Source organism: Glutamicibacter sp. (genome assembly GCF_032154645.1).
Classification (GTDB): Bacteria; Actinomycetota; Actinomycetes; order Actinomycetales; family Micrococcaceae; genus Glutamicibacter.
In genome coordinates, this window is record NZ_JALDXV010000025.1 from 15,664 (window position 1) to 41,626 (window position 25,963).

Annotated in this window: 26 protein-coding genes and 1 tRNA gene; 22 read left to right on the forward strand and 5 right to left on the reverse strand. The window is 56.2% G+C overall.

The genetic code is table 11. The annotated features are described in order from the left end of the window. Positions 1 to 68 precede the first annotated feature (68 nt). Positions 69 to 153, forward strand: a tRNA-Leu gene (locus RUH64_RS15485). A 176-nt stretch (positions 154 to 329) separates the two neighbouring features. Here RUH64_RS15485 and RUH64_RS15490 read toward each other — a convergent pair. Continuing rightward, positions 330 to 965 (reverse strand): NAD(P)-binding domain-containing protein, encoded by a 636-nt coding sequence (locus RUH64_RS15490; RefSeq protein WP_313814582.1) that lies wholly within the window; start codon positions 963 to 965, stop codon positions 330 to 332. Positions 966 to 1,084: 119 nt separating this feature from the next. Further along, positions 1,085 to 2,365, reverse strand: a complete 1,281-nt coding sequence (locus RUH64_RS15495; protein ID WP_313814584.1) for an Nramp family divalent metal transporter — start codon at positions 2,363 to 2,365, stop codon at positions 1,085 to 1,087. 257 nt (positions 2,366 to 2,622) lie between these two features. Here RUH64_RS15495 and RUH64_RS15500 point away from each other — a divergent pair, with 257 nt between their 5' ends. The 5 genes from RUH64_RS15500 to RUH64_RS15520 are packed head-to-tail and all read left to right on the forward strand — an operon-like array spanning position 2,623 to position 8,225. Continuing rightward, positions 2,623 to 3,288, forward strand: coding sequence for a response regulator transcription factor (locus RUH64_RS15500; protein ID WP_313814585.1), 666 nt, complete (start codon positions 2,623 to 2,625; stop codon positions 3,286 to 3,288). Further along, positions 3,285 to 4,727, forward strand: coding sequence for a HAMP domain-containing sensor histidine kinase (locus RUH64_RS15505; protein ID WP_313814586.1), 1,443 nt, complete (start codon positions 3,285 to 3,287; stop codon positions 4,725 to 4,727). Before RUH64_RS15500 ends, RUH64_RS15505 begins: the two co-directional genes overlap by 4 nt. Further along, positions 4,717 to 5,685 carry a TAXI family TRAP transporter solute-binding subunit gene (locus tag RUH64_RS15510; RefSeq protein WP_313814587.1) on the forward strand — a complete coding sequence of 323 codons (969 nt, stop codon included), beginning with the start codon at positions 4,717 to 4,719 and terminating at the stop codon, positions 5,683 to 5,685. The genes RUH64_RS15505 and RUH64_RS15510 overlap by 11 nt, the downstream gene beginning before the upstream one ends. A 43-nt stretch (positions 5,686 to 5,728) precedes the next feature. Then, entirely contained in the window at positions 5,729 to 7,045 is a 1,317-nt protein-coding gene (locus tag RUH64_RS15515; RefSeq protein WP_313814588.1) for a M20/M25/M40 family metallo-hydrolase, read from the forward strand. A 40-nt stretch (positions 7,046 to 7,085) separates the two neighbouring features. Continuing rightward, positions 7,086 to 8,225, forward strand: coding sequence for an acyl-CoA dehydrogenase family protein (locus RUH64_RS15520; protein WP_313814590.1), 1,140 nt, complete (start codon positions 7,086 to 7,088; stop codon positions 8,223 to 8,225). On the opposite strand, the gene RUH64_RS15525 is transcribed toward RUH64_RS15520, so the two are convergent. Beyond that, positions 8,222 to 8,800 carry a GNAT family protein gene (locus RUH64_RS15525; RefSeq protein WP_313814593.1) on the reverse strand — a complete coding sequence of 193 codons (579 nt, stop codon included), beginning with the start codon at positions 8,798 to 8,800 and terminating at the stop codon, positions 8,222 to 8,224. The two genes, RUH64_RS15520 and RUH64_RS15525, sit on opposite strands and share 4 nt — an antisense overlap. A 12-nt stretch (positions 8,801 to 8,812) precedes the next feature. Then, complete coding sequence (locus RUH64_RS15530) at positions 8,813 to 9,055, reverse strand: DUF5703 family protein (protein ID WP_313814595.1); 243 nt, start codon at positions 9,053 to 9,055, stop codon at positions 8,813 to 8,815. Between the two features lie 45 nt (positions 9,056 to 9,100). Here RUH64_RS15530 and RUH64_RS15535 point away from each other — a divergent pair, with 45 nt between their 5' ends. The 3 genes from RUH64_RS15535 (at position 9,101) to mshC (ending at position 11,607) form a co-directional block, all read left to right on the forward strand. Next, positions 9,101 to 9,310, forward strand: a complete 210-nt coding sequence (locus tag RUH64_RS15535; RefSeq protein ID WP_313814597.1) for a hypothetical protein — start codon at positions 9,101 to 9,103, stop codon at positions 9,308 to 9,310. 79 nt (positions 9,311 to 9,389) lie between these two features. After that, positions 9,390 to 10,214, forward strand: a complete 825-nt coding sequence (locus RUH64_RS15540) for an undecaprenyl-diphosphate phosphatase (RefSeq protein ID WP_313814598.1) — start codon at positions 9,390 to 9,392, stop codon at positions 10,212 to 10,214. Between the two features lie 127 nt (positions 10,215 to 10,341). Continuing rightward, positions 10,342 to 11,607 carry a cysteine--1-D-myo-inosityl 2-amino-2-deoxy-alpha-D-glucopyranoside ligase gene (mshC, locus tag RUH64_RS15545; RefSeq protein WP_313814601.1) on the forward strand — a complete coding sequence of 422 codons (1,266 nt, stop codon included), beginning with the start codon at positions 10,342 to 10,344 and terminating at the stop codon, positions 11,605 to 11,607. Positions 11,608 to 11,652: 45 nt separating this feature from the next. Here the strand turns inward: mshC and RUH64_RS15550 are convergent, their stop codons facing one another. Beyond that, on the reverse strand, positions 11,653 to 12,561 hold the full coding sequence (locus RUH64_RS15550; protein ID WP_313814602.1) for a PAC2 family protein: 909 nt from the start codon (positions 12,559 to 12,561) through the stop codon (positions 11,653 to 11,655). 94 nt (positions 12,562 to 12,655) lie between these two features. Between RUH64_RS15550 and RUH64_RS15555 the strand changes: the two genes are divergently transcribed. From RUH64_RS15555 to tatC, 13 genes are all read left to right on the forward strand, one after another. Further along, positions 12,656 to 13,369, forward strand: coding sequence for an HAD family phosphatase (locus RUH64_RS15555; protein ID WP_313814603.1), 714 nt, complete (start codon positions 12,656 to 12,658; stop codon positions 13,367 to 13,369). Then, on the forward strand, positions 13,366 to 14,493 hold the full coding sequence (locus RUH64_RS15560) for a site-2 protease family protein (protein ID WP_313814605.1): 1,128 nt from the start codon (positions 13,366 to 13,368) through the stop codon (positions 14,491 to 14,493). The genes RUH64_RS15555 and RUH64_RS15560 overlap by 4 nt, the downstream gene beginning before the upstream one ends. Positions 14,494 to 14,525: 32 nt before the next feature. Continuing rightward, positions 14,526 to 15,599, forward strand: coding sequence for a tRNA (adenine-N1)-methyltransferase (locus RUH64_RS15565; protein WP_313814607.1), 1,074 nt, complete (start codon positions 14,526 to 14,528; stop codon positions 15,597 to 15,599). A 242-nt stretch (positions 15,600 to 15,841) separates the two neighbouring features. Next, positions 15,842 to 17,494 (forward strand): proteasome ATPase, encoded by a 1,653-nt coding sequence (gene arc, locus RUH64_RS15570; RefSeq protein ID WP_313814629.1) that lies wholly within the window; start codon positions 15,842 to 15,844, stop codon positions 17,492 to 17,494. After that, positions 17,491 to 19,104 carry a depupylase/deamidase Dop gene (dop, locus tag RUH64_RS15575; protein WP_313814609.1) on the forward strand — a complete coding sequence of 538 codons (1,614 nt, stop codon included), beginning with the start codon at positions 17,491 to 17,493 and terminating at the stop codon, positions 19,102 to 19,104. The genes arc and dop overlap by 4 nt, the downstream gene beginning before the upstream one ends. A gap of 68 nt (positions 19,105 to 19,172) precedes the next feature. Continuing rightward, complete coding sequence (locus tag RUH64_RS15580; RefSeq protein ID WP_313814610.1) at positions 19,173 to 19,355, forward strand: ubiquitin-like protein Pup; 183 nt, start codon at positions 19,173 to 19,175, stop codon at positions 19,353 to 19,355. Between the two features lie 71 nt (positions 19,356 to 19,426). Beyond that, positions 19,427 to 20,800, forward strand: coding sequence for a Pup--protein ligase (pafA, locus tag RUH64_RS15585; RefSeq protein WP_313814612.1), 1,374 nt, complete (start codon positions 19,427 to 19,429; stop codon positions 20,798 to 20,800). Positions 20,801 to 20,915: 115 nt separating this feature from the next. After that, positions 20,916 to 21,854: an FKBP-type peptidyl-prolyl cis-trans isomerase gene (locus RUH64_RS15590; protein WP_313814613.1), complete on the forward strand. Its 939-nt coding sequence runs from the start codon at positions 20,916 to 20,918 to the stop codon at positions 21,852 to 21,854. Positions 21,855 to 21,888: 34 nt separating this feature from the next. Next, positions 21,889 to 22,284: an FKBP-type peptidyl-prolyl cis-trans isomerase gene (locus RUH64_RS15595; RefSeq protein WP_313814615.1), complete on the forward strand. Its 396-nt coding sequence runs from the start codon at positions 21,889 to 21,891 to the stop codon at positions 22,282 to 22,284. Between the two features lie 96 nt (positions 22,285 to 22,380). Beyond that, positions 22,381 to 24,387 (forward strand): WYL domain-containing protein, encoded by a 2,007-nt coding sequence (locus RUH64_RS15600; protein WP_313814617.1) that lies wholly within the window; start codon positions 22,381 to 22,383, stop codon positions 24,385 to 24,387. Then, entirely contained in the window at positions 24,388 to 24,747 is a 360-nt protein-coding gene (locus RUH64_RS15605; RefSeq protein WP_313814619.1) for a hypothetical protein, read from the forward strand. Between the two features lie 33 nt (positions 24,748 to 24,780). Then, positions 24,781 to 25,020 carry a Sec-independent protein translocase subunit TatA gene (gene tatA, locus RUH64_RS15610; protein ID WP_313814621.1) on the forward strand — a complete coding sequence of 80 codons (240 nt, stop codon included), beginning with the start codon at positions 24,781 to 24,783 and terminating at the stop codon, positions 25,018 to 25,020. 75 nt (positions 25,021 to 25,095) lie between these two features. After that, positions 25,096 to 25,896: a twin-arginine translocase subunit TatC gene (gene tatC, locus RUH64_RS15615; protein ID WP_396276069.1), complete on the forward strand. Its 801-nt coding sequence runs from the start codon at positions 25,096 to 25,098 to the stop codon at positions 25,894 to 25,896. The last annotated feature ends 67 nt before the right edge of the window (positions 25,897 to 25,963 follow it).

The following is a 25,963-nucleotide window of genomic DNA, read 5'->3' on the forward strand; positions in this document are numbered from 1 at the left end:
ATCGAGTGAAACGGGTGGTAAAGTTTTACTTCGTTGCCAGCGAAAACAACGCGAACAACAAACAACCTGCGCGGGTGGCGGAATAGGTAGACGCGCCAGCTTGAGGTGCTGGTCCTCGCTTAGAGGGTAGGGGTTCAAGTCCCCTTTCGCGCACAGGTAAACCCCTGATTGACTACGGTCTTTCAGGGGTTTTTGCATTCTCTGGATACTAGATTTTGATCATTATGGGATCGCCCAATTCTTAAAAGGCGGCGCGCAAACTACCAAACAGTTTGACGTGGTTCATAAGTCATTAGCTCTCTACGCTGAGATCCCTGCGTGCGGAAAAACTAGGAACTCATGAGTTTTTTTAACTGTGCTGAATCGAGAACTTCATTGAAAACCGGACCATCCGGTTCGAGTATCAGCCCGGACTTCAGGTTTGGAAGAATCACGGGGGAAAACCCCAGTTGTGTGGTGAGGTCCGCAGTGATTTCCGCTGCCGCGGCGTCGTCTGAGGCAATGCCTAAAGCCCGCTGGCCAGACGCTCTAGTCGTGCGGTCGGCGTCTAAATCCCAGTGGCTAATGTGATTAAACGCTTTAACGACTCTGGCCGGAGCAAATCTCGCGGCGACGACCTCGCTGCTTGAAAGCCCCGCATCCAGCATGTCCTCAAACCATGCTGGTACTGGTTCATCGTGCCATCGGTTGGTGGCGTCAATCAGAATCGAACGCGAAAACATCGATCTATCGACATCGTCCAGTTCTTCTTGTGGAACCATCAGCACGATAACTTCAGCGTTGCGCGCGAGGTCTTTCGCCATTACCGGATGGGCTTGTGGTGCGTACTGCGCCAAGTGATATTTCATCATTTGAGGTGTTCTAGTCGAAGCGATGTCGACGTCGATCTCGGACAAAGCCGCCACCCTAGCAAGGGCGGTGCCGGCACGGCCGGCGCCGAGAATCCCAATTCGTTGAATCTTCATAACACCATTTTCATGAACTTCCGACGAGGACGAAAATCAGACGATGAAGCCGGTAATCCGCGGATCCCACTATGGAGGCTGCGGACCACCGGCTTTAGCGATTATTTTGAATATTGAATCTAGCTGATCAGCGGAGCTAGGGCCTTCCACAATTGCTGACCGCCGAGAATAATGAACAAGATCGCAGTGATGGCCAATGCGCTGTTGGTGTGCCACTTATTGGCCCATTGCTTGGGAATGCGGCGACCGTTCAAGAGCCCAAGCAGGGTGACGGCAAGGAACGGCATGAACAATGCACCAAGGACTCCATAGGCAAGGATCAGCGCAATTGGCTTATCGAGAAGGAAAAGTACCATGGGCGGGAAGGTCAGCCAAAGAACATAGAACTTGAAGTACTTTCCGCCGGTCATGGTGTCCGGATGGTTTGCCGGCTTTTTGCGCATGTGGCCCCAGAAATCAGCGAACATCAGCGAAACGCCATTCCATACGCCGATGATCGACGAGAAGGAAGCAGCCCAGAATCCGATAAGGAAGCCATTGCCCACGACGACGCCATAACGGTCACGAAGCACGTCCGCCAGTTCCAGCAAGCCTTCGTCACCTCCCGAGATTGCCACCCCGGCAGCGCGTACCACTTCGGCGCCAACAATGAGCATCGCAATCACGAAAATGCCGGTCATGACGTAGGCCATGGTGTTGTCGATCCGCATCACGCGCATCCACTTCGGGGTGTACCAGCCCTTTTCGCGCAGCCAATAACCATAGGCGGCCAACGTAATAGTTCCGCCGACGCCGCCAGCCAAGGCCAGCGTGTAGACCACGCCGCCCTCGGGAATCATGGGAATCAGCCCTTTGAACATTTCAGGTACATTCGGCACCGCGATGAATGCGAGTCCAACTACGGTGACGAACATGATGCCCACCAGCACTGCCGTGATCTTTTCGAAGAAGTTGTACTTTCCGAACCAGACCAAGACGAAACCCAGTAGGCCCATAACTACCGCCCAGATCTTTAGATCAAGACCGGGGAAGAGCGCGGCCAGTGGCATTGCCGCCGAACTCATTGCGGTGGCACCGTAAACGAATCCCCAAATGATGATGTAAGGCCCGAAGTACCAAGTGGTCCAGCGGCCTAAGGATTTCCAGCCTTCGAAGATCGTCTTGCCTGTTGCCAGCGTGTATCGGCCGGCACCCTCAACCAAAACGATCTTTAGGATGACGCCGAGAATTACCGCCCAGAGCAGAGCGTATCCGTACTGACTGCCGGCAACGAGCGTAGCAACCATGTCGGCTGCGCCGACACCGGTGGCAGCAACTACAAGGCCAGGGCCAACGATCTTCCATTTGGGAGGTCGACCCCCGTCCCTGTCTACGTTGACTGATTGAGTTGTTTCAGACATTCCTTCATTCCTTTGCATGTGCGAGTTTCTCTACGAGATTCAATACCTGCGCATAAGGCTCCACTTGCGCATCTGCTCGTCTTCGAGCTGATCTCAAAACAGGTCCTACTTCGAATCTATGAGTGACCTGCGTTACTTCCAAGCCCGGCGTTGAGAACTAACACTTCCTTAAGGAAGCGACAGAAATGTGCGATAGCTAGGCCACTAGACTGTTAGCGTTAGTAAGTTGATAGTCCCGGAGAATCAAGGATGTGTTCGTGCAGCTAATGATCGTCGAGGATGACGATGCAGTGGCCACGGCCTTGGCTGACGCGGTGAGGGCATCGGGCCATGATGCTTTGCGTGTTTCCCGTGGCTCCGATGCGTTGCTGCAACATCACAGCGCGCAGATGATCTTGCTGGATTTGGGGCTGCCCGATCTGGACGGGCTTGAAGTGCTACGCAAACTCCGGCTCGTGACGAACGCGCCGATTATCATCCTCAGCGCCCGGAATGATGAGCGCAGTGTGGTTCGTGGTCTGCGGCTCGGTGCCGATGATTACCTGATTAAACCCATTGGGCTGGCCGTCTTGCTGGCTCGCATAGATGCAGTAGCTCGACGAGCGTTTGTGCAAACCCAAGGTGTGAGCGACTTACAGGTAGGGCCGTTGCATATCGACATTGAAAAACGCGCGGCATTCCTTCAGGGGCACGAGCTGGCCCTTACCGCTAAAGAGTTCGATCTTCTGGCACTTCTAGCGAATCATGCAGGTTCGGTTGTGACGCGAGAACAGATTCTCGATTCTCTTTGGGGTGATGCCTTCGTTGCGGTATCGAGGTCGCTGGATGTTCATTTGACCGGGTTAAGAGCAAAGCTCAATACGCCGGGAATGATTGTGAATGTACGAGGCGTAGGCTACCGGCTCGAAACTCCAGGGCCATGAGACTGAGGGTATTGGTCATCTTAGGCGCGTTGTTGTGCCTCATCGCGGTGATTCTGTCAGTGCTTCTTCTCCGGAATATCAGCAGCACCACAACTCAGGATGTCCAGCTTTCGCGGCTCGCAGCGATGAATCGTTTCGTTCAATTGGCTAGCTTTACCCAAAACCCCGCTGACTACAGCGCCCTTCAGCTGGAGATGGATACATATTCAGAGATTTTTGACGAAGGTCTGATTATCAACATAGGTGGAAAGCAACTTTCATCAGGAAATATTGATCCGCTAGACCCGGCCGTGAGCGGCGCGATCCGTGCTGCAAGCATCAACTTAGAGCAAACAGCACTACCGACCATTAGTCCGTTCAGCGAAACATCGGAGATCCTGGCTAGACCGTTTGGAAACGCCACACAGGTGCTCGGTTCCGTTATATTGCAAGCCAACTTGGATACTGCCCGCTCAACAATTCTCAGAAGTTGGTCGATCGTTGTGGCGGCAACGCTTAGTGCTTGTGCCGGAATGTTGCTACTTGCCGACCGACTTTCCACCTGGGTGCTGCGACCAGTTCAGCAGCTAATCCGTGCTGTTACAGATCTGGCGCGTACGCAGAAACCTAGCCCGCTGCAGGAAGCGGGTCCGCCTGAGCTACGGGCTCTTGCTCGTTCTTTCGGGGAAATGGCGCAATCCGTGAGTGACAGCCTCACCCAGCAACGAGAACTCATTGCTGAAACCTCGCACCAATTACGCAACCCCATCGCGGCTTTACGACTGAGGGTGGATTTGATGAAATTGCGATTGGGAGAGCAGACCGCAAGCTCCGAAGTGGCGGCAGTCGAAAAAGAACTTCAGCGAATGGAATCGTTGATCGATTCGGTGCTACTGCTAGCAAGTGCCGAACACAGGGTTTCGGAAGCGCAGTCAATTTCAACGCACGCTGACTTCACTCAGAAATCTGCTTCTATTCCTGCAGCAGAAATGCTCAGGGAGGAAATCGAAAGGCATACAGCGAGAGCATCACAAGTTCAAGCCGAATTAGTCCTCGTGCTTCACAATAATTCAGATGGGGAGGTGTTCGTTTACTGCAATGAGTACGAATTGCAGACCATGCTCGAAGAACTCATTGCCAACGCGCTGAAATATGCTCCAGGGAAACCTATTGAGTTAGCACTGCATCCGAAATCTGACTCGGTTGAATTTACTATTCGCGATCATGGTCCTGGTCTTCCGCCCGATGAGCTGGGCATGGTAACCCAGAGATTCTGGAGGGCCGAAGCAACCCGACAACGGCCAGGTACTGGGCTTGGCACGTCAATCGTGGACAGTTTGGCTAGGGCCAACAATGGTTCCTTAAGGATCGAAAATGCTCAAGGTGGGGGATTACGGGCAATCCTGAAATTGCCAAGAAGCAGAGGCAAACGGATAGTGGACGGCCGCGATGTCGACTAGTGGTATCACTCGACGCTCACTGTTGCGTCTTTCGTTGGGACTTCCACCGTTGGCTTTGGCTCCCGTGGCCATCGCCGGATGCAACAATTCAATGCCTGCCCAGGTCAATATTGCTGCTGGAGAACGCGGAGGAATGTATTTCGAGTTTGCTACGCTCCTAGCCGATGCCCTCGTCCGTTTCGGCATCGCCAAATCATCACGGGTTATCGAGACCGAAGCCAGCGTGCAGAATCTTCATATGTTGGCCAGTGGCCAGGCACAATTATCGTTAGCCTTGGCCGATACGGTGGCCGAATATAGGGAAGAATTAAATGCCGGAGGACCAACAGCTCTTGGGAGAATTTACCAGAATTATTTTCACTGCATAGTTCGCGCAGACGAAAAGATCCACACACTTAATGACCTGCAAGGACGCAGGATCGGTACAGGCGCAGCAGGTTCAGGTACTTGGGTGACCGGGCAACGAATTCTAAATCAGTCACAACTAAACACCTCCCGCCACGCACCACATGAACTTAAACTCGGTTACATCGACGGGCTCGCAGCCTTGGAGGACCGCGCCATTGACGCGCTATTTCTCTTCGGCGGCATGCCGGTACGCGCTGTGGCAGAATTGGCCCGACGCATCGATCTCCGTCTTTTGAACATGGATGAGGTGCTGACTGGACTGCGCGGTCGATACCCAGGCCTGTATGACCCGGTTGAGATTCCTGCCGGAACCTATGCGAGAGTACCGGAGTCTTCGAGCATTGGCGTGGCAAATTTGTTGATGGCACCCGGCAATATGGGCAATGAGCTGGTGGGAAAGATCGTGAAAATGATTGTAGGACATGCTCAAGAGCTGATTCCCCGAGAGACCGCTGGTATGCAGTTCTTGAGTCCGCAAACTTTAATTAGCACCTCAGGGCAACCGTTGCATCCCGGCGCCATAGCGGCTTATCGGCAATTGCACGGCTAAGGTTGAGAACAATAAGTCACTTAGTCCGAAAGGGTAATGATTGATGGCCGCGATTGACGAACCAGCATTGATGGAAGACGAAGCGATTGAAATATGTCGTCGGCTGATTCAGATCGACACCACCAACTATGGCAACAACCAGGGCAGCGGGGAACTAGAAGCCGCCAACTACGTGATGAGTTTGCTAGAGGAAGTCGGGCTATCGCCGAAACTCTACGAATCTGCTCCTGGAAGGGCCAATGTTGTTGTCCGGCTGTCGGGCTCGGATTCGTCATTGCCAACGTTGATCGTGCATGGTCACCTGGATGTTGTTCCTGCCATCAAGGAAGATTGGAGCGTCGATCCCTTTGGTGCCGAAGTCAAAGACGGCATGATTTGGGGTCGCGGTGCCGTGGACATGAAAAACATGGACGCCATGATTATTGCTTCAATCAGGCATATCTGCAGGGAAAAAATTACTCCGCCTCGGGATTTGATCATTGCCTTCTTTGCCGACGAAGAGGCAGGCGGAGAATACGGTGCAGAGTGGATGGTTGAACACCACCCGGAAGTGTTCGCTGGTGCAGCAGAAGCGATCAGTGAAGTAGGCGGCTTCTCCGTAGATATCAACGGCAAACGCGCATACATGCTGCAAACCGCCGAGAAGGGCATAGCTTGGCTCAAGCTCACTGCTCACGGAACCGCGGGGCATGGATCACAAATCAATGCGGAGAACCCGGTCACCAGACTCGCCTCGGCGGTCAGCCGAATTGGCTCGCATCAGTGGCCATTGTCGTACACCAAAACAACGAGGTCACTGTTGGAAAGCGTTGCGGAGATGACCGGATTGTCATTCGAAGAACGGGATCCAGCACCCTTGCTACACGCCATGGGCAATGTCTCGCGCTTTGTGGGTGCCACCTTGCAAAACACTGCAAACCCAACCGCGCTGGAGGCCGGATATAAGCACAACGTGATCCCGGGGCACGCGGAAGCCTTGATCGACTGTCGAACCCTGCCCGAGGAGCACGAGGCCACGATAGAAAAAATCCAAGAGCTCGCAGGCGACCACGTCGAGTTGAGCATGGTGCATGAACAGACTTCATTGGAAGTTCCATTTGCAGGTGCACTGGTAGACAGCATGATCGGCGCACTTTTGGCCGAGGACCCAGACGCCGTGGTGCTTCCGTATATGCTCTCTGGCGGCACGGACAATAAAGCCTTGGCACGTCTAGGCATCACCGGTTATGGATTTGCGCCGCTGCAGCTGCCTGCGGATCTGGATTTCACAGGGATGTTCCATGGCGTCGACGAACGCGTACCTGTTGACTCCATCAAATTCGGCGTGCGAGTGCTGGAAAAACTGTTGCTCTCCTACTAATTCAGAGATGAATATCCCGACAATGAAAGGATCTGCTGCGTTGTCTATCGCATCTGTCATCAGTGATGAGATTTTAGAGCGCTTCCGTCTCCGGGCCGCTGAGTACGATGAAACAAACAGTTTTGCAGATGAAGATTTTGCAGAGCTCGTTGAACTTGGATACCTCAAGGCATTGCTACCCGAATCCCAAGGTGGGCTGGGCTGGAACTTTGAACAGCTGGCCCTGGCCCAAAGACGCCTTGCCACCGCCGCTCCGGCGACCGCCTTGGCGGTCAACATGCATCAAGTGTGGGCGGGCGTGGCCTACCTGCTTACGGCGCGCGGCGACCACCGACTGAGCATGGTGAACCGTTGGATCGCCGAAGGTGAAGTCATAGCGTTCGGCATCTCCGAACCTGGCAATGACGCGGTGCTCTTCGACTCAAGGACAAATGCTGAAACCCAGCCAGATGGATCGGTGACCTATTCGGGGACGAAGATTTTTACTTCCCTTTCGCCAGCTTTCACACGTCTGGGAGTTTTTGGAAAAGACAGTAAAACAGAAGAACTGGTACACGGTTTCGTAGCCAAGGGCGACGGAGTTCAATCATTGGGCGATTGGAACACTCTGGGCATGCGCGCCAGCCAGTCGCACACAACTAAACTCGATTCGGCTGTGGCCCCAGCGCAGTGGGTGCACACTAGGCTGCCCGTAGGCCCCAATCCAGACCTGTTGATTTTTGGAATATTCGCTTCGTTCCTCACCCTTACTGCCAGTGTTTATGTCGGTATAGCTGAACGCTCCGTGGAACTAGGAAAGGATGCCCTGACAAAGCGCAAACATCACGATGGAAGCAAGTACTCGCAGGATGTGCGCGCACGGGGCATCCTCGCCGACGCCGCCATGCACATGATCACCCTCGATGCATTGCAGCGTTCCGTGGCGCGCGACCTCGACTTGATGGTTGATCATGGTGCGCAATGGTTCCCTAAGTTGGTGACCCTTCGGACCGTTGCCGGGGACACGGCACGGGCGAACATCCAATCCGCCGGTCAGCTCCTTGGCGGAGGTGCATATTTTAGAGGCAGTGAGTTCGAGCGGCTTTACCGCGACGTTCAGGCAAGCTGGTATCACCCATCGAATGCGGCTTCGGCGTCAAATACGGTTGCCAGCTGGTTGGTAGGGCCGCTGGAGGATTAGCCGCCTGCGGTAGACGGCAGATCGGAGGGCAGTAAGGAATACATGAAAAGGTCCTTGCGCTGCCCAGCAATCCGTCGCCAGCTGCGCATGAGCCCTTCACGCTGATAGCCGCAGGATTCAGCGGTGTGCCATGAGCCTTCATTCCAGGGTTCTAGATAAAGCTCAAGCCGATCGATGTGCGGTTGCGATAGACCCCATCGAGACATGGCGGCCAGGGCGTGGCCCGCCGCTCCGCGTCGTCGTTGTTCGGGATCCACCCAGTAGCCAATAGAAGCGATTCCATGCGTTAAATTGTGAAGCCACCGTCCGACCTGACCCACGGCCTGATCCGTGGCAGCGTCGGCGATCGCAAGTGAGTACCCGCTCCGGTTGATTAGCCGACGGTGCTGGCGCTGGATGAATGCCTGCAGGAGCGTTGGGTCGTCCGAGGTCGGTACCGAAGTGATTAACGGTATGTGCGGGTCTTTGCCCGCGCGGGCAATGAGCCCTGTGTCAGACATCGAAAAGGGCCGTAGCCGATACGGATGAGCTTCTATGGTGGGTGCGACCAGCGCAACCGATGCTTCTGGCTCCATGAAACACCTACCTTAAACGTCTACGATATCGAGCGTGCTCTTAATTCGCATGACTCTCCGACGCAGCCAGTATTTATAGGCGCCGCCTTCATAACGGCAGGTTCGGATGAGCTCCCATTTTCCGTTGTCTGCGTGTTCGCGCAAGGCTGCCCGTGCTAGTTGTTTCGGTTCACCGGGAAATGAAGTGATGATCATGTATTCAAATCGTGAATCATTTTCCTGATGCAATGGAGCCTTGATGAGTTCCTGAAGCATTTGACCCCCTATCGAAATGGAAGATTCGGTTGTACCGTGAGTCCCATGAGTACTGATCCGAACTACGCCCTGCGAACGCTTATAGCGCATTTGGAACAACATCTCGCTGTTGTCTCCCAAAGCAGGGGTTCAGCCGACGCTGCCGTTGATACAGCTTTTGGCGCTCTTGCCGATGCTTTCGAAGACTACGAAGATGCGTTGTACGAACAGTATTCTGAACTTTTGCCCTTCACAATACCCAATGATGACGAGTGACTACGACCACGGTCTGATTTTTGTCACCCTTGGTGTTTCCGGTATGCCTTTGGCGCGCCCGGTGAAGTAATGTCAGTGTGTGAATTGGTTTGAAGCAGCTTTCCTCGGCCTGATCCAGGGCCTGACAGAGTTCCTCCCGATCTCGTCCTCAGCACACCTCCGCATCGTTGGCGAATTGCTTCCCAACGCTCAGGATCCAGGTGCGGCATTTACCGCCATCACCCAGCTGGGCACCGAGACGGCAGTGATCGTGTTCTTCTGGCGCGATATCGTGCGCATCATTGGTGCATGGTTCAAGGCATTGATGGGTAAGGTTCCGCATTCGGATCCCGATGCCAAGATGGGATGGATGATTATCCTAGGATCCATCCCTATCGGCGTGCTGGGGCTCCTTCTCGAAGACTATATCGACACAAACTTCCGATCCCTGTGGATCGTTGCAACCATGCTGGTGGTATTTGGTCTGATCTTGGCGATTGCCGATCAATACGGCAAACAGACTCGCAAACTGGAAGATCTAACCGTGAAGCACGGTATCCTCTACGGCTTTGCTCAGGCACTTGCCCTCGTCCCTGGTGTTTCCCGTTCCGGCGGTACCATTACCGCAGGTCTATTGATGGGCTACACGCGTGAAGCAGCCGCCCGCTACTCATTCCTTCTTGCGATTCCCGCGGTGTTCCTGTCTGGTCTTTATAAGCTGGCAAAATCCTTCTCCGAGCCGGGTGTCTACACTTTGGCGCAGACAGGTCTCGCCACCGTTGTTGCATTCATCGTCGGCTTTTTGATGGTCGGTTGGTTCTTGAAGTATGTTTCAACCCACTCGTACCGATTCTTTGTCTGGTATCGAATTATCTTGGGTTTCATCCTCTTCATTGCACTCGGCTTCGGTCTGATCAACGCATAGATTCAATACACCCAGGTGTCCGTGATTTATCCCACGGACACTTGGTGGTTAATGGGAATAATCCAAAGCCTGACAGGCTTGGAGTTAAAGGAACAAAATCATCGCATCTGCGAAAGGACGTACCTAAGTGCACGCGTGGAAATCTCCGGAAGTACCGCATATCGTGGGCTCCGCGCCGATTCTTGAGGTTTTTGACACCTCTTCGGGAGCAACCCAGGCCACCGCTCCAGCGGATAAAGCCAATGCTCCGGCTAGCCTTTACGTCTGCGGCATTACTCCCTACGATGCCACCCACATGGGGCACGCTGCCACCTATGTCACCTTCGACCTGCTCCACCGCACCTGGCTAGATAATGGTCGCACGGTGACCTACACGCAAAACGTCACTGATGTGGATGATCCGCTGCTTGAACGGGCGGAGGCAACCGGTGTGGACTGGCGAGATCTCGCTGAGGATCAGGTTCAGCTTTTCCGCACGGACATGGAAGCGTTGAACGTCATTCCACCTCACCACTACGTCGGTGCAGTTGAGTCCATCCAGTGGTTAGTCCCGGTAGTTGAAGGGTTATTGGATGCCGGTTTTGCCTACCACGTCCCAGCTGGTGACGACGGAGTGGAGGGCGACATCTACTTTGATGCGATTGCCGCACAGAACGATGCGTGGAAGCTCGGCTCGGTTTCCGGCTATGACCGCGAAACCATGCTCGGTTTCTTCGCAGAACGCGGCGGAGATCCGCAGCGCGCCGGAAAGCGCGATGCCCTTGATCCACTGCTCTGGCGCGCCGCGCGTGCCTCTGAACCGTCCTGGGACGGAGGCAAACTGGGTGCGGGACGCCCCGGGTGGCACATTGAGTGTTCGGTGATTGCGCGCAAGACCCTTCCAGCCCCGTTCACCGTGCAGGGCGGCGGTTCTGACTTGATCTTCCCGCACCACGAATTTTCGGCCTCGCACGCATCCGCTGTGGACGGAAAGCAGCTGGCTCAGGCATATGTTCATACCGGCATGGTTGGTTTGGACGGCGAAAAGATGAGCAAATCACTGGGCAATCTTGTACTCGTATCAAGGCTTCGCGAACAAGGCGTCGAGCCTGTCGCGATTCGTGCGGTACTGCTGTCTCAGCACTACCGGACGGACTGGTTCTGGAATGAGCAGCTTCTAGCCCAGGCCCAGGAGCGGATTGCCACCTGGCGCGCACGACTCGAAGGAACCGGACTGGCAGAGGCTACCGCCCTGATCACCCGCATTCGGGCCCGCATGGCTGACGACCTGAACGCCCCAGCAGCACTGGAGGCCATCGACCAGTGGGCGGCCACCGAGGCTGAAGGCAGCGGAGAGGGCACCGAGCTTTTGACCCAGGCCTTGGATGCGCTGCTTGGCTTGAAGCTGCACTAACACCTGGATTGCTTTTATCCCAGGTAAGGGCCCGATCTCGCGATATTAGATCTCGAAGTCGGGCCCTTGCCCGTCGGTGCGGTTTCTCCCGCGACGACGGAGGTACCGCTCGAATTCACGGGCAATGGTCTCCCCGCTGGCCTCCGGCAGCTCGCTGGCATCGGTGGCTTCCTCCAGCTGCTTCACGTACTTTGCCACGTCGGGATCTGAGGCGGTCAACTCGTCCACGCCGTGACGCCAGGCAAGTGCGTCTTCACGCAGCTGATCGGTGGGAATCATCAACGGCAACAGCTCTTCGAGAAGCTCAAGCAACGCCAGCTCGACGCGTGGGCTCGGAGCCTGCGCCACATAGTGGGACAGCTGCGCCCACAAGGAAGAAGTCGGGATGCCTGATTCTTCTAGCGCCATCCCTAGGACCGAAGGGATTCCGGTGGGTCCCTCATAAGTGGACGCCGAAACCTTCAGGTACTCCTGCAACGCGGAATTGTCGCTGGTGAAGATGGTTGGCACGGGTCGGGTATGGGGGACATCTGCAAGCAGCGAGCCAAGGGTCAGGGCGAGTCCGACGTGGTGTTTTTGAGCTTCTTCAACGATCTGTGCACAAAAGGACTGCCAGCGAAAAGTTGGTTCGACGCCAAGGACCACCAGCAGATCCGCAGCGGCCTTCGGCCTGAAAATCTTGTAGATATCGGTCTTCGGCCACTGCACGATCCGCCCGTTCGGCGTGAGCTTTGTCGTGGGTCTGGTGAACTGATAATCATAGAAATCATCCAGTCCGATGCTTGTCAGGCGTTCGGCTCGGGTGGCGCGTAAAATCCTTCGCACCGCGTCGCTCGCGGCGGAACCAGCATCATTCCAACCTTCAAAGGCAGCCAACAAGATGCTGGGTCGATGCTCATGTTCGCTGTGCGCGATGAAACCATCGAAGGTCGGTGCGTGATACTCGGAGGTCACGGGCGACTCCTTAGCGATGCAGGACATAATCTCTGCTGTTTTCGGCAGCGGTGCCGAATCAGCTTAGCCCCACTCTTCCATCTAGAATGGACTCATGCCAAGCACCAGTTTTGCCTTTGACACAAATAGCCGACCATACCCCGTACAAGCAGTGCTATGGGATATGGACGGCACCCTGATCGATACCGAACCGTATTGGATCGCTGCCGAAGCTGAATTGGTTGCCCTACATGGCGGCAGCTGGTCTGACGAGCAGGCCCATGCGTTGGTTGGTTGCGCGCTACCGACCGGAGCACGCGTGCTTCAGGAAGCAGGCGTGAGCCTGTCCGTTCGAGAAATCATCGACTGGCTCAGCGAACGGGTAGCCACAGGGGTGCGCCAGCATATTCCGTGGCGACCGGGAGCACGAGAACTGCTCGCCGCGATGAACGAGGCTGGAATTCCGCAGGCGCTGGTGACAATGTCTGAACGCTCCATCGTCAACGACCTGCTCGAACGAATTCCTGAAGATACTTTCCAGGCCACGGTGACGGGAGAAGAGGTGGGCCAGGGCAAGCCAAACCCGGAGCCATATGTGCAGGGCCTGCGATTGCTCTCGGCGCAGACGGGCAGCGAATTTGATCCAGCGTACTGCATCGGGTTTGAAGATTCTGATCCGGGGATACGCTCGGCCAGCGCGGCCGGCCTGCACGCAGTGCTGATTCCCAATGCTACAGATCCCGGCCAGGGCCCATGGCGTCGGATCGCCAGCCTGGAAGACGTCGACGTCGAACTCATGGGCGAGTGGTTAGTACGGGTAGGCGCGTGAGCGAAGCAACCGAAAAAGCACCCGGAATCAAACTGGGAAAGATCGGCGGGGTCCCCGTTTACCTTTCCAGCTCATGGTTCATCATCACCGCGGTGATCACCATATCCATGGGCAAGCAGCTCTCCCAAAGCGCGCTGGTTCCGGCGACCTATGCATTTATCCTGGGGTTTGCCTGCGCCGTGGCGATTGCAGTTGCCGTACTCATCCACGAGGTCGCCCACGCCATGGTCGCGCGCGCCTTCAAGTGGCCTAATGCCCATATAGTCCTCACCTTGATGGGTGGGCACACCCAATTTGGCTCTTTTAAAGCGACCCCCGGCGCATCGCTGTGGGTTGCGTTGGCCGGCCCGGTCTCCAACTTCGCCCTGGCAGGTATTGCCTGGGGGCTGTTCCACGTCGTCGACCCGAACATCTACCTGACTTTGCTCCTGAACTTCTTTATCTATGCGAATCTCCTGCTGGGGGCGTTCAATGCGCTGCCCGGGCTGCCGCTGGATGGCGGGCGACTCGTTGAGTCAATCGTTTGGAAGGCGACCGGTTCCCAGTTCAAGGGAACTATCGCCTCCTCGTGGGTCGGCCGGGGCATCGCCGCTGCGGTGGTCGTGTACTTTGTGGTGTGGCCGATCATCACTGGCAAGGAGCTGGAAATCGTCACCGCCGTCGTCGGCGCGATGGTGGCGGTCTTCATGTGGCAGGCGACAACGCAGTTGATTGCCCATTCGAAAATGATGCTCAATCTGCCCAAGGTCGTCGCGGCGGATCTGATGCATCCTGCCAGCGCGATGGTTTCCCAGGCCACCGTAGCCGACGTGTTCGTGCGACGCAGCGAACGCGGGGGACAGATCGTCCTCGTCGATCCCCGGGGCATGCCGGTAGGGGTCGTCGACGAGCAGGCGATCTCGCGGGTCGATCCGATGCAGGCCGCAAGCATCCCTGCCTTGGCCGTCTCGCGCGCCCTGGGCCAGGGTGCCGTGGTCGCCGAAGACTCCGACGGCCGAGAGCTCATCGACTACCTCGCGAGCGTGTCCACCGCAGAGTATGCAGTCATTTCCAATCGCGGAGTCGTGGTGGGGATCCTGCATCAGCAAGACATTATCAACGCGGTCATCGGCCGCAAAAAATAACACATCAACGTACGAACTAAGGACAGCTAACAGTGAGCCAGACGCCTGACACACAGGAGAATTCAGCGGCGCCACACGGTGCCGACGCACGACGCGGCCCCTTCCGCGTGGGCGACCGCGTCCAGTTGACCGACGAGAAGCGCCGGATCAACACCATCACCCTGCAGGAGGGTGGAGAGTTCCACACCCACAAGGGCGTGCTGCCGCACGAGGAGATCATCGGCCTGCCCGAAGGTTCGGTCATTGAGAATGTAGACGGCTTCCGCTACCAGGCGCTGCGTCCGCTGGCCAAGGACTTCGTCCTGTCGATGCCGCGCGGCGCCACCGTCGTCTACCCCAAAGACGCAGCGCAGATCATCCAGTTCGGTGACATCTACCCGGGTGCCCGTGTCGTCGAAGCCGGCGTCGGATCGGGCGCGCTGTCCATTTCACTGTTGCGTGCGGTAGGGGACCAGGGGTACCTGCACTCCTTCGAACGCCGCGAAGAGTTCGCCGACATCGCCCGCGGCAACGTGGCCACGGTTTTCGGGGGAGAGCACCCTGCCTGGCAGATCTCCATCGGAGACTTCCAGGACAAAGTCGTTGAGCTCGAAGAGCCGGGAAGCATCGACCGGGTGGTACTCGATATGCTCAGCCCCTGGGAATGCCTCGACGCGGTGGCCACGGTACTTGCCCCGGGCGGGGTATGGACCAACTACGTCTCCTCGGTGACGCAGATGTCTCGCGTGGTGGAGGCTATTCGTGCTTCGGGCCAGTTCACCGAGCCCGAGTGCTTCGAAACCCTGCTGCGCGGCTGGCACGTTGACGGTCTTGCTGTGCGCCCCGATCACCGCATGGTCGCTCACACGGCATTCTTGATCACCACCCGACGCCTGGCCGATGCACAGGACGGCATCCCCAAGGCCAAGCGCATCAAGGAACACGGCTACTCGGCCGAGGACCTCAGCGCTTGGACCCGCGATCACGATGAGAACGAATGGACCGCCCAGGCCCTTGGTGAACGGGGGCTGTCCGACAAAAAGCTGCGCCGTGCCGCCCGGGACGCGAACCAGTCTGTACGGGTCCGCGCTGCCCAAGCCGAGGCCGCGGACCCCGAGAAAGGCTAGCCCGAAGCACTCTTGGTGACCATATATTGAGATAATACGTCTCAATAATTGGATACGTGGCCCTGTTGACGCACGTTACAGGGCCATTTTCCGTACTATGGAATTGTAGGTTCCCGCCCGTGCAACCGTATCCGTGAAGGCGAAGGTCACAGGTGGATTTACGGGGTAAGCGCTGAACAACCGCCCGCCCGCTAGTTAAGTGTTGGGAGAACAACGTGAGCGAAAGCTTCGAGGCGCAGCAAATGGCTGAACGCCTGCAGATGACCGAACGACAGGTCAATGTGCTGCGTGATAAAAATAGGAATCTCGACAAGCAGCTGGCGAGCATCAGCGGCAACAACCAGCGCCTCGTCGCGCTGCTTGAAACTACCCGTGAGCAGATCATCGGTCTGAAGTCGGCCCTGGAGAAGGACGGCGACGCCCCCTTCAGCTACGGCACGATTGTCGCCAAGCACCCACGCAAGCATCCTCAGCCCGGAACTGCCATTGAGTCCACGGCCATCCAGGCGGTCGACGTGGTGTACTCCGGACGCAAAATGCGCGTGGGCGTCAGTCCGCTACTCGACTTCGACAAGCTGAACGTGGGGCAGCAGGTGCTGCTTAATGAGGCGCTGGTGGTCATCGCAGCGCTCGGCTATGAAGAAACCGGCGAACTGGTAACCATTAAAGAATTGTTGGAGGACCACCAGGCGGTGGTCATGGCCAGGGCCGATGACCAACGCGTGATCACCTTGGCCCAGCCGCTGCGCGAAGAGCACCTTCGGGTGGGCGACCAATTGACCATCGACACCAAGACCGGACTTGGCGTCAAGCGGGTGCAGTTGACAGACATGCAGTCGCTTGTGCTCGAGGAAGTGCCGGATATCGCGTACTCGGACATCGGCGGCCTTAATTCGCAGATTGAAGCGATCAAAGACTCCGTCGAGCTGCCTTTCTCTCACCCGGAGCTCTATCGTGAACACGGCCTGAGTGCGCCGAAGGGCATCCTGCTCTACGGTCCTCCAGGCTGCGGTAAGACGCTGATCGCCAAGGCCGTGGCGCACTCGCTGGCGCAGCGTGCCGCGTCGCGCGTCGGCGGGGAAAGCACCCGCAGCTACTTCTTGAACATCAAGGGCCCCGAGCTGTTGGACAAGTACGTCGGCGAAACAGAGCGCCACATCCGGCTCATCTTTGCCCGCGCCCGGGAAAAGGCGTTGCACGGCGATCCGGTAGTCGTGTTTTTCGATGAGATGGAGTCGCTGTTCCGCACCCGCGGCACCGGTGTCTCCTCCGACGTGGAAACCACCATCGTGCCGCAGCTGCTGGCTGAAATCGACGGCGTCGAGCGCTTGGACAACGTGATAGTCATCGGAGCATCTAACCGCGAGGACATGATCGACCCGGCCATCCTGCGCCCCGGTCGACTTGATGTGAAGATCAAGATTCGTCGTCCGGATTCGGCCGGCGCGGTGGAGATCTTCAGCAAGTACCTGACCACCGACCTGCCCATCCACGAGAGCGAACTCTCACAGGATGCCGATGCACAGGCCACCGTGAACCGGTTGATCGAAGCCGCCGTTGATGCCATGTACTCGACGGATCAGATCAACGAGTTCCTTGAGGTCACCTACGTCAATGGCCAATCCGAGGTGCTGTACTTCAAGGACTTCGCATCCGGTGCGGTGATCCACAATGTGGTTGACCGAGCCAAGAAGCATGCGATCAAGGCGCTGATCACCACGGGTGAGCGCGGGCTGAAAGGCGAATACCTGCTGCGTGCGGTGCGCGAAGAGTTCGCCGAGCACGAAGACATGCCGAACACCACCAACCCAGACGACTGGGCTCGCATTTCAGGGCGCAAGGGCGAGCGCATCAGCAACATCCGTTCGCTGGTCAGCCACAAGGCCGCCAAGTGAGCGCCCGCCGCTTGGTCGGACTGGAGACCGAATACGGCATTATCCGCCCTTCGATGCCCAGGGCGAATGCGACGGTGCTGTCTGCACAGATCGTCGATTCCTACGCACAGCTTGTTGCAGAAAGCGATTCGCAGGTGCGGGGCGCGCGATGGGACTACGCGGATGAATCGCCGCTGAATGACGCCCGCGGATTCACCGTAGACAGGGATCAGGCGCACCCAACCCAGCTGACTGACGTTGAACCCGAGGTTGAGGGCACCGTGTGGACCTCGGAATCCGTGGCGCTGGACGGCAACGACGCACGCGTCGGGTCCACGCTCTACCAGGAGAAGGACTCCACCGATGTCGTGATGAATATGGTGCTGGGCAATGGCGCACGGTTGTACGTGGACCACGCCCACCCGGAGTACTCGAGCCCCGAGTCGACCACGCCGCGCGCAGCCGTGCTGTGGGACCAGGCCGGCGACGAGGTCATGCGCCGTGCCATGCTGAACGCCGCCCGGTTGGGCAGCGGCGAATTGCTGATGTACAAGAACAACACCGACAACAAGTCGGTGTCCTACGGTTCGCATGAGAATTACCTGGTTCCCCGCGATGTCGAGTTCTCCTCTCTGGTGTACGGGTTAACCCCGTTCTTCGTGACTAGGCAGATCTTCTGCGGTGCGGGCCGGGTGGGCAAGGGCATGCTGGGGCAGCGCAAGGAATTCCAGATTTCACAGCGCGCGGATTTCTTCGAAGCAGAAGTGGGGCTTGAGACGACGGTCAACCGACCGATCATCAACACCCGCGACGAGCCGCACTCCAATTGGGACAAGTACCGCCGTTTGCATGTGATCATCGGAGATGCAAACCTCGGTCAAATTTCGACCCTGCTGCGTGTCGGCACCACCAATCTGGTGTTGAGCCTCATCGAAGCGGGGGCGGCACCGTCCATGGAATTGGCCGACCCGGTGGCGGCCCTGCAACAGATCAGCCATGACCCGTCGCTGAAGTCGGCAGTTCGACTGCGCGACGGCAGGAAGCTGACGGCCATCGAAATCCAGCGCGAATATCTGAACGCCGCGGCGGACTATTGCCAGAAATACGGGCATCAGGACGCGGACACAAACGAGATCATTACCCGTTGGGCGCAGATTTTGGACCTGCTCGAACGCGACCCGCTGTTGGCCGCCGATCAGATCGACTGGATTGCAAAGTACAAACTGATCACCTCGTTTGCACAGCGTCATGGCCTGGGGATGGATGATCCGCGGATCGGGCTCATGGATCTGCAGTGGGCAGACCTGCGTCAGGACAAGGGACTGTACTACAGGCTTGCCGCCCGCGGGGCAATTCAGAGCATTTTCAGTCAAGAGGAGATCAATCGTGCGGTCACTGAACCGCCGGAGGATACCCGAGCCTATCTGCGCGGGATGACCCTTCAACGCTATGCACCATTTGTGGTGGCGGCGAACTGGGATGCACTCTCGTTCTCGGTGCCCGGAGCACGGCGAGTCAGCCGTATTTTCCTGCCGGAGCCGTTGGCCGGAACGCGCAGCGACGTAGGTGAACTCTTCGACGCGCAGCTGGAAATTAACGAGTTCATCGAGCAGTTGGCGCAGCGCGCCTAGAACGCGCAGAATTGAAATTAGTGCTGGTGCGCTCAGAACGCGCACCACAAAAGATGTAGGAGTAGAACATGACACAGGAAAGCTTTTCAGCCCGTCGTCACAACGAATCCCAGGAAGCTGCCGAGCAGATCCAGGTCAACACCACCGGTCAGTCTGCAGGCGTTGATGACCTGTTGGACGAAATCGACTCGGTGCTGGAATCCAATGCCGAAGAGTTCGTACGCGGATTTGTGCAAAAGGGCGGACAGTAAGCCGAAAGGCTGCAACGCAAGATCATTAGAGGCGCCGCAGCGGCGCACCAATTGAGGGGAAGTAACTTCGCGTGGATCGTAGAATTTTCGGTCTGGAAACCGAATTCGGACTGAACTATGTACCATCCGACGGCAGGAGGCTGACCCCCGAGGACGCTGCTCGGCACCTTTTCAAACCGATTGTTGCCTGGGGGAGAAGTTCCAATGTCTTCCTCGAGAATGGGTCCCGCCTCTACCTCGATGTCGGTTCGCACCCCGAGTACGCAACCGCAGAATGCGACCAGCTGCTGCAATTGATTGCGCATGACCGGGCGGGCGAAGCGCTCATGCTTGATCTGGTCGATCAGGCCGAGGACCAGTTGGCAGAAGAAGGGCATGAAGGAAAAATCTTCATGTTCAAGAACAATGTGGATTCCGCTGGAAACTCTTACGGATGCCATGAAAACTATCTGATTCCGCGCAAGATCGAGTTCAAGCGACTCGCCGACATGCTCATCCCGTTCCTGGTGACCCGTCAGCTGTTGTGCGGCGCAGGTAACCTTGTCCAAGTGGGCGAAGAAACCAAGTTTGTCTTTTCCCAACGCGCGGATCACATGTGGGAGGGCGTCTCCTCGGCAACTACCCGCTCGCGCCCGATCATCAACACCCGCGACGAGCCCCACGCGGACGCCGAGTACCACCGCCGCCTGCACGTCATCGTCGGTGACTCGACCATGAGCGAGACGACCCAGCTATTGAAGATCGGCGCGACAGATTTGGTACTGCGCCTGATCGAATCTGGCGAAATCTATCACGATCTGCGCCTAGAGAACCCCATTCGTTCCATCCGCCAGATCTCCCATGATTTCACCGGACAGACCGTCGTGCGCCTGATGGGCGGCGACGAGCCGACCGCGCTGCAGATTCAACGGATCCTGCTTGACTCGGTCAAGCAATTTGTAGCCCGTCACGGCGCACATCATGACCGGGTTGATCAGATTCTCGAGCTGTGGGAACGCGTGCTCAACGCGATCGAAGCCCAGGACTTCACCAGCATTGACAAAGACATCGACTGGGCGATTAAGCGGAAGCTCTTATTGGGCTATGCCCAGAAGAATTCACTTGAGCTGTCCTCGCACCGCCTGGCCCAACTGAATCTGACCTACCACGACATCGACCCTACGAGGGGTCTGTTCCACCTGCTGCGAAAGCGCGGCCTGGCCACCTCGGTGGTCAGCGATGCTCAGATCCGGGACGCGATCGTCAACCCGCCGGCAACCACAAGGGCTGTCATCCGCAGTCATTTCATCAAGGCGGCCCGTGCCACCGGCCGACGCTACAGCGCCGACTGGGTACACATGAAATACGAAGAGGGGCAGGGCGGAATCGTACTGTGCAAGGATCCCTTCGCCATCCAGAACGACCAGGTAGATGAACTGATCGAAATCATGAGTAGGCCGATTTAGGGAGCTGTTGGAAAGTATTTTCACAGCAACTGGTTTTAAGCTAGTAGCAAGCGCGTTCAGCTGACATGCTAGTTCGCCATTCGGTTAAGCAATTTCAACGAACGAAAGTAGATTCGTGCGCAAAGTTATGGCAGCAGCCGCCACCGCATCAATCCTCGCCTTGGCAGCTTGTGGTTCGACCTCCGGTAGCAGTTCCCTTTCAGACATCAAGGTCACTCCCGGCAAGGATGCCAGCTCCGCGCCGGAGGTCAGCTTTGACACCCCGTTCTTGACCGAAAAGGATGAGGCAGTCAACGTTGTCAAGGGCGACGGTGCTGAGGTGAACCCTGGCGACACCATCAAGGTCAAGTCAGGTCTGTACAAAACCATTGACGGTAAGCTCACCAACGAAAACTTCACCGGCGCCGCCACCGACATGACCCTCGATGACCAGTTCAAGCAGTCAATGCCTGAACTATATGATGTATTGATCAATTCGAAGGTCGGCGACTGGGTTGCCTACTCGGCCATTGAGGGCACTCAGCAGGCCAACGGAACGACCAGCACTCCGGAAGCGGGAACCCGTGCCGAGCGCATCATCCTCATCGATATCGAGGACACCACCCCTGTCAGTTCCAAGCTCTCAGATGACGAGGTTGCCAAGCTGAAGAAGGAAGGCAAGCTGCCAACCGTCAGTTTCAAGGACAAGCAGCCGACCATTAGCATTCCGAAGGACACCGAAGCTCCTAATGGTCTAGTGGTCGACGTGCTCGAAGAAGGCAAGGGCACCGAAGCTACGGCTGATTCGAAGGTTACCGCCAAGTACCTTGGCGTCACCTATGCGGACGGAAAAAAGTTCGACGGCAACTTTGACAAGGAGCCTACGACCTTCAGCCTTAACCAGGTCATCAAGGGCTGGACTCAGGGCATGACAGGCCTTAAGGAAGGCTCGAAGGTCATGCTGACTATTCCTGCCGATCTGGCCTACGGTAATACTTCCCAGCAGGGCTCGCCGACCGGCACGTTGGTCTTTTACGTAGAATTGACCAATGTAGAAGCCCCAGCCAGCAAGTAGCTGGTTGAGAACCGACTAACGAAAGGCCGTGACTATGTCGTTCGGAGAACGCAACTACGACCGCACCAAGCCCGAGATTGATTTTCCGGGCACCGACGCACCAGCCGAATTGGTAATTACCGATCTGGTTGAGGGTACCGGAGCCGAGGTAACTCCCGGCACTACCGTTCAGGCTCACTATGTTGGTGTTGCCTGGTCCACCGGTGAAGAATTCGATTCTTCCTGGGGCCGCGGTCAGACCCTTGATTTCCCTGTCGGCGTCGGAATGGTCATCCAGGGATGGGATCAGGGTCTCTTGGGCATGAAGGTCGGCGGTCGTCGTCGTCTGGATATTCCGTCGCATCTTGCCTATGGCGAGCGCGGTGCTCCGGGGGCAATCGCACCAAACGAAGCATTGATCTTCGTTGTGGACCTGATGGGTACCAAGTAGCATTCGCTGAGTTTCAAATACAACTGTGGCCCCGTTTTCGGGGCCACAGCTGTTTTAGAATCGGCATCTGATAAGAAAAGTGATTAGGCTAGGGTCGTGAGCACAAAGCATTCTTCAGGGCCAAGCAAGGCAGAACGACTGACTAGTCTGATCTATGCATTGGCAACGACTCCGAAGAAGTTTACTTCCGCGATGATCGGTGAATATTTAACTCCCGACGGAAGTGACGCAGCGAGAGAAAAGTCGGTTGAACGGCTTCGAGAAGACATCCGCAATGAATTCGGTGTCAGACTGATCGCGGACGATATCGATGGAGTCATCTACTACAGCCTTGATACGAGCGACTGGTTTCTGCCTGCAATTGAATTCACCCCGGCGGAGTCCGCGATGATTGCTCTAGCAGCAAGTCTGTGGAAAGACAGCAAACTTCAGACGCTTGGTCTTAAAGCCGCCGCACGTATTACCGGCAGTGTGGATGAAACAGCCGTTGCCCCGATCACCGGCACGCTCTTGCCTCGCTTGTCTCTTGACGAACCAAATTTCCGTGAATGCGCACTCGCTGTCTTCAACCGCAAGACAGTGAAATTCACGTACACCACGGCAGACGGCGTGGAATCGGATCGCGAAGTTGATGTGTGGGGGATCGGCCAGAGGTTCGGCAACTGGTATTTTGCCGGATACGACCACACGAGAAACGCAGTGAGGGTTTTCCGCCTTTCGCGGATCAAGGGCAACCTCAAAACCATCATCCGTCGCCAAGGTCCAAGCAGCCAAAGTTATCAACGTCGTCCCGTCGACTTCAGCATGACTCAGGTTTTGATCGACTTTGATTCAAAAAACCCGGGCCATCTTGCAACAGTGCAAATCCTAGACGACTCAGCTACGCCGTTAATTATCCAATCAGTCAGCGGGGACATGGGCGATCGCCGGTATCGAGTGGCATACTCTGATGCCGAGTCTTTTGCCTCCGAATTGGCGGCTTACGGTCCAGCCGTCAAGGTCCTTGAACCGCAGGACTTGGCCGTGAAGGTCGCAACAACACTCTCTGATGCTCGAAACGTTCAGAATCTCATCTCTGATCAAGCAGATTCGCTGTCGACAGTCGGTTTCAGGCAACATAGGGCAACGGGGCGCGGCACGACAGCTGCCCAGGTGCTACGTAACATCGACATGATCCAGTACGTGGTCGCGCACGGTGTTGTAGAGATCAAAGAGCTTGCTGACCGCTATCAGATGCCGGTGGAAAAAGTTCGCGAAGAGCTGGCGATGATCATGATGTGCGGCGTGCCCAACGGCCAGCACGATGAACTAATCAATGTGAACGACGGAGACATTGACGCCGACACCGTGACGATTTCCAATGCTGAGATTCTCGCTTCGCCGCAGAAACTTGCCCCGCTAGAAGCTGTAGCGGTTCTCGGTGGTTTGAACGCCTTGGAGAGCATCCCCGAATTTGAGCACCGAGAGGTCCTGCACTCGGCACTAACCAAGATCAATGCTGCAGTAGCCCGATTTGACGGCTGGAATGGAGCGTTGGGATTCGCCTTGTCGCAAGCACGACACAACGACATCCCAAGTCAATTGATCAGTGCCATCCGGTCACGAAGTGTGTTGAAGATCGACTATTATTCTGCGCGATCTGAAAGCCACGGTTATCGTGAGGTGGAGCCCCTCCGGTTGGTCGAAGACGGACCTGTTCAATATCTTCGTGCATGGTGCAGGAACCGACAAGATCTCCTGACTTTCAGGGTTGATCGAATTCTTGATGTCAAGCGCACCGATGAGACCTTTGAAATCGGTACTCGTCACGATGATGATCAGGAACTTGACTTGCGATATCGTGGGTCTGCCGATGATTTGCAGGCCACCGTTTTCGTACACGAAGAAGTATTGCCGGCAATCGAGTCTTTCCGACCTTCGGAATGGTCAAGCTCCAAGGTAGGTGGGGGTTACCTTGCCAAAATTCAGCTTTCCTATGATCTGGTGCCTGCACCGTTGATAGCAAGGCACGGCGGTAAAATAGCTGTTGTTTCGCCGGAGTCAACACGCGCTCGTGTGAACGAGTGGTTGGACGCCGCTATCCGAATGTATGAGGGTATATAAATGCTTCCCTGGTGGTTCTGGGTGCTGTTGTGGACGGTACTCATTTTGGCAACTTTATTGTGCGCAGTATTGGCAGGTATTCGACTATTTCGTCAAGGAATGGGCGTCATGCAGTCATTGGGCGCCGCATCCGAGCAGCTCAGTGAAGAATTTGCGAAACCAGGCAAGGTTGTCGAATACACTCCCGTAGGTCGCAGGTACCCGCATGGTACTGATGCAACGCACGCCGACCCGAAAAAAATCAAAAAGCTCCGTGAAAAGGGAAAATCCGAGCGCATTGAAGCTCGGCGCGTACGTAGAGTGACCCGTCGCACAGAGCGTGGTCAGGCACAGAACATGCACGATTTAGGTCTGTTCTAACGTAGAATTAAAGACAAAAAGAAGGGAATCCTCATGGGTGGATTGCAGGGATGGCATCTGGTCATCATTATCGTGCTGGCACTTTTGCTTTTCGGCGCTCCAAAGCTTCCTGGCTTGGCTCGATCGATGGGCCAGTCGTTGCGTATTTTCAAGTCTGAAGTACGTCAGATGAAGGAAGATGATCCTAAGTCAGAGACCATCGACGGTACCGTGAATGAGAAGTCAGAAGGTACCGCCAATGAGAAGTCGACTGACGAAAAGAACAACTCGTAGTACTTTTCAGTGACAGACAAAACATCGAAAACACCGCGCGCCAAGAAAAAGCGGGTTAAGAACGACGAAGGGCGGATGTCTCTCAAGGAGCATCTCGTCGAAGCGCGGAATCGCTTGTTTAAAGCGCTTTTGGCGCTGGCGGTGGGCACCATTATTGGGTTCTTCGCCTACGACTGGCTATTGCAGTTGCTTATTTCTCCGGTGATACAAGCCGGTGGCATCGTAATGTTCACCGCTGTACTCTCGCCCTTTGACATCATGATCAAGGTTGCGATTTTCGTCGGTGTAATTATTTCGTCGCCTGTCTGGATCTATCAGATCTGGGCCTTCATCGTTCCCGGTCTGAAGAAGAAGGAACGCCGCCTATCGCTGGCGTTCGCCGCGGTCGCTGTTCCGTTATTTCTGTTCGGCATCGCAATGGCATATTTTGTTATGCCATTCGCACTGCAGTTCTTCAGTAGCCTGACGCCCGATAACTCCGAACTAAACGTAACGATCGACAGTTACCTGCCATTCGTATTCAGACTTCTACTGGCATTTGGCATTGCTATGTTGGTTCCAGTACTCATGGTGGGCCTCAACATGGCCGGTGTTCTGTCATCAAAAGTCATTCTCAAGAACTGGCGTATTACGGTATTTCTCATTGCTCTTGTGGCCGCAATGGCCGCTCCGGGCGGCGACGCGATCACCATGTTCGCATTGGCTGGTCCTCTATTCCTTACCTTCGCAGCGGCAACGTTGTTCTGCGTAATTAACGATAAGAAGCGTGCAAAGAAGCAACTTGCACAGGACGCTGAGAATGAACGACTGGCAACCGGCGAAGCAACCGATATCGACGCTCCAATTAAGATCGACGATCCGAAGTCTCAGATTTAGCCATCAGTCGGAAAATACCTTCAAGTCTTGCTCTTCGGTGTGGAGCAAACCGCACCAGAAAGTGAAC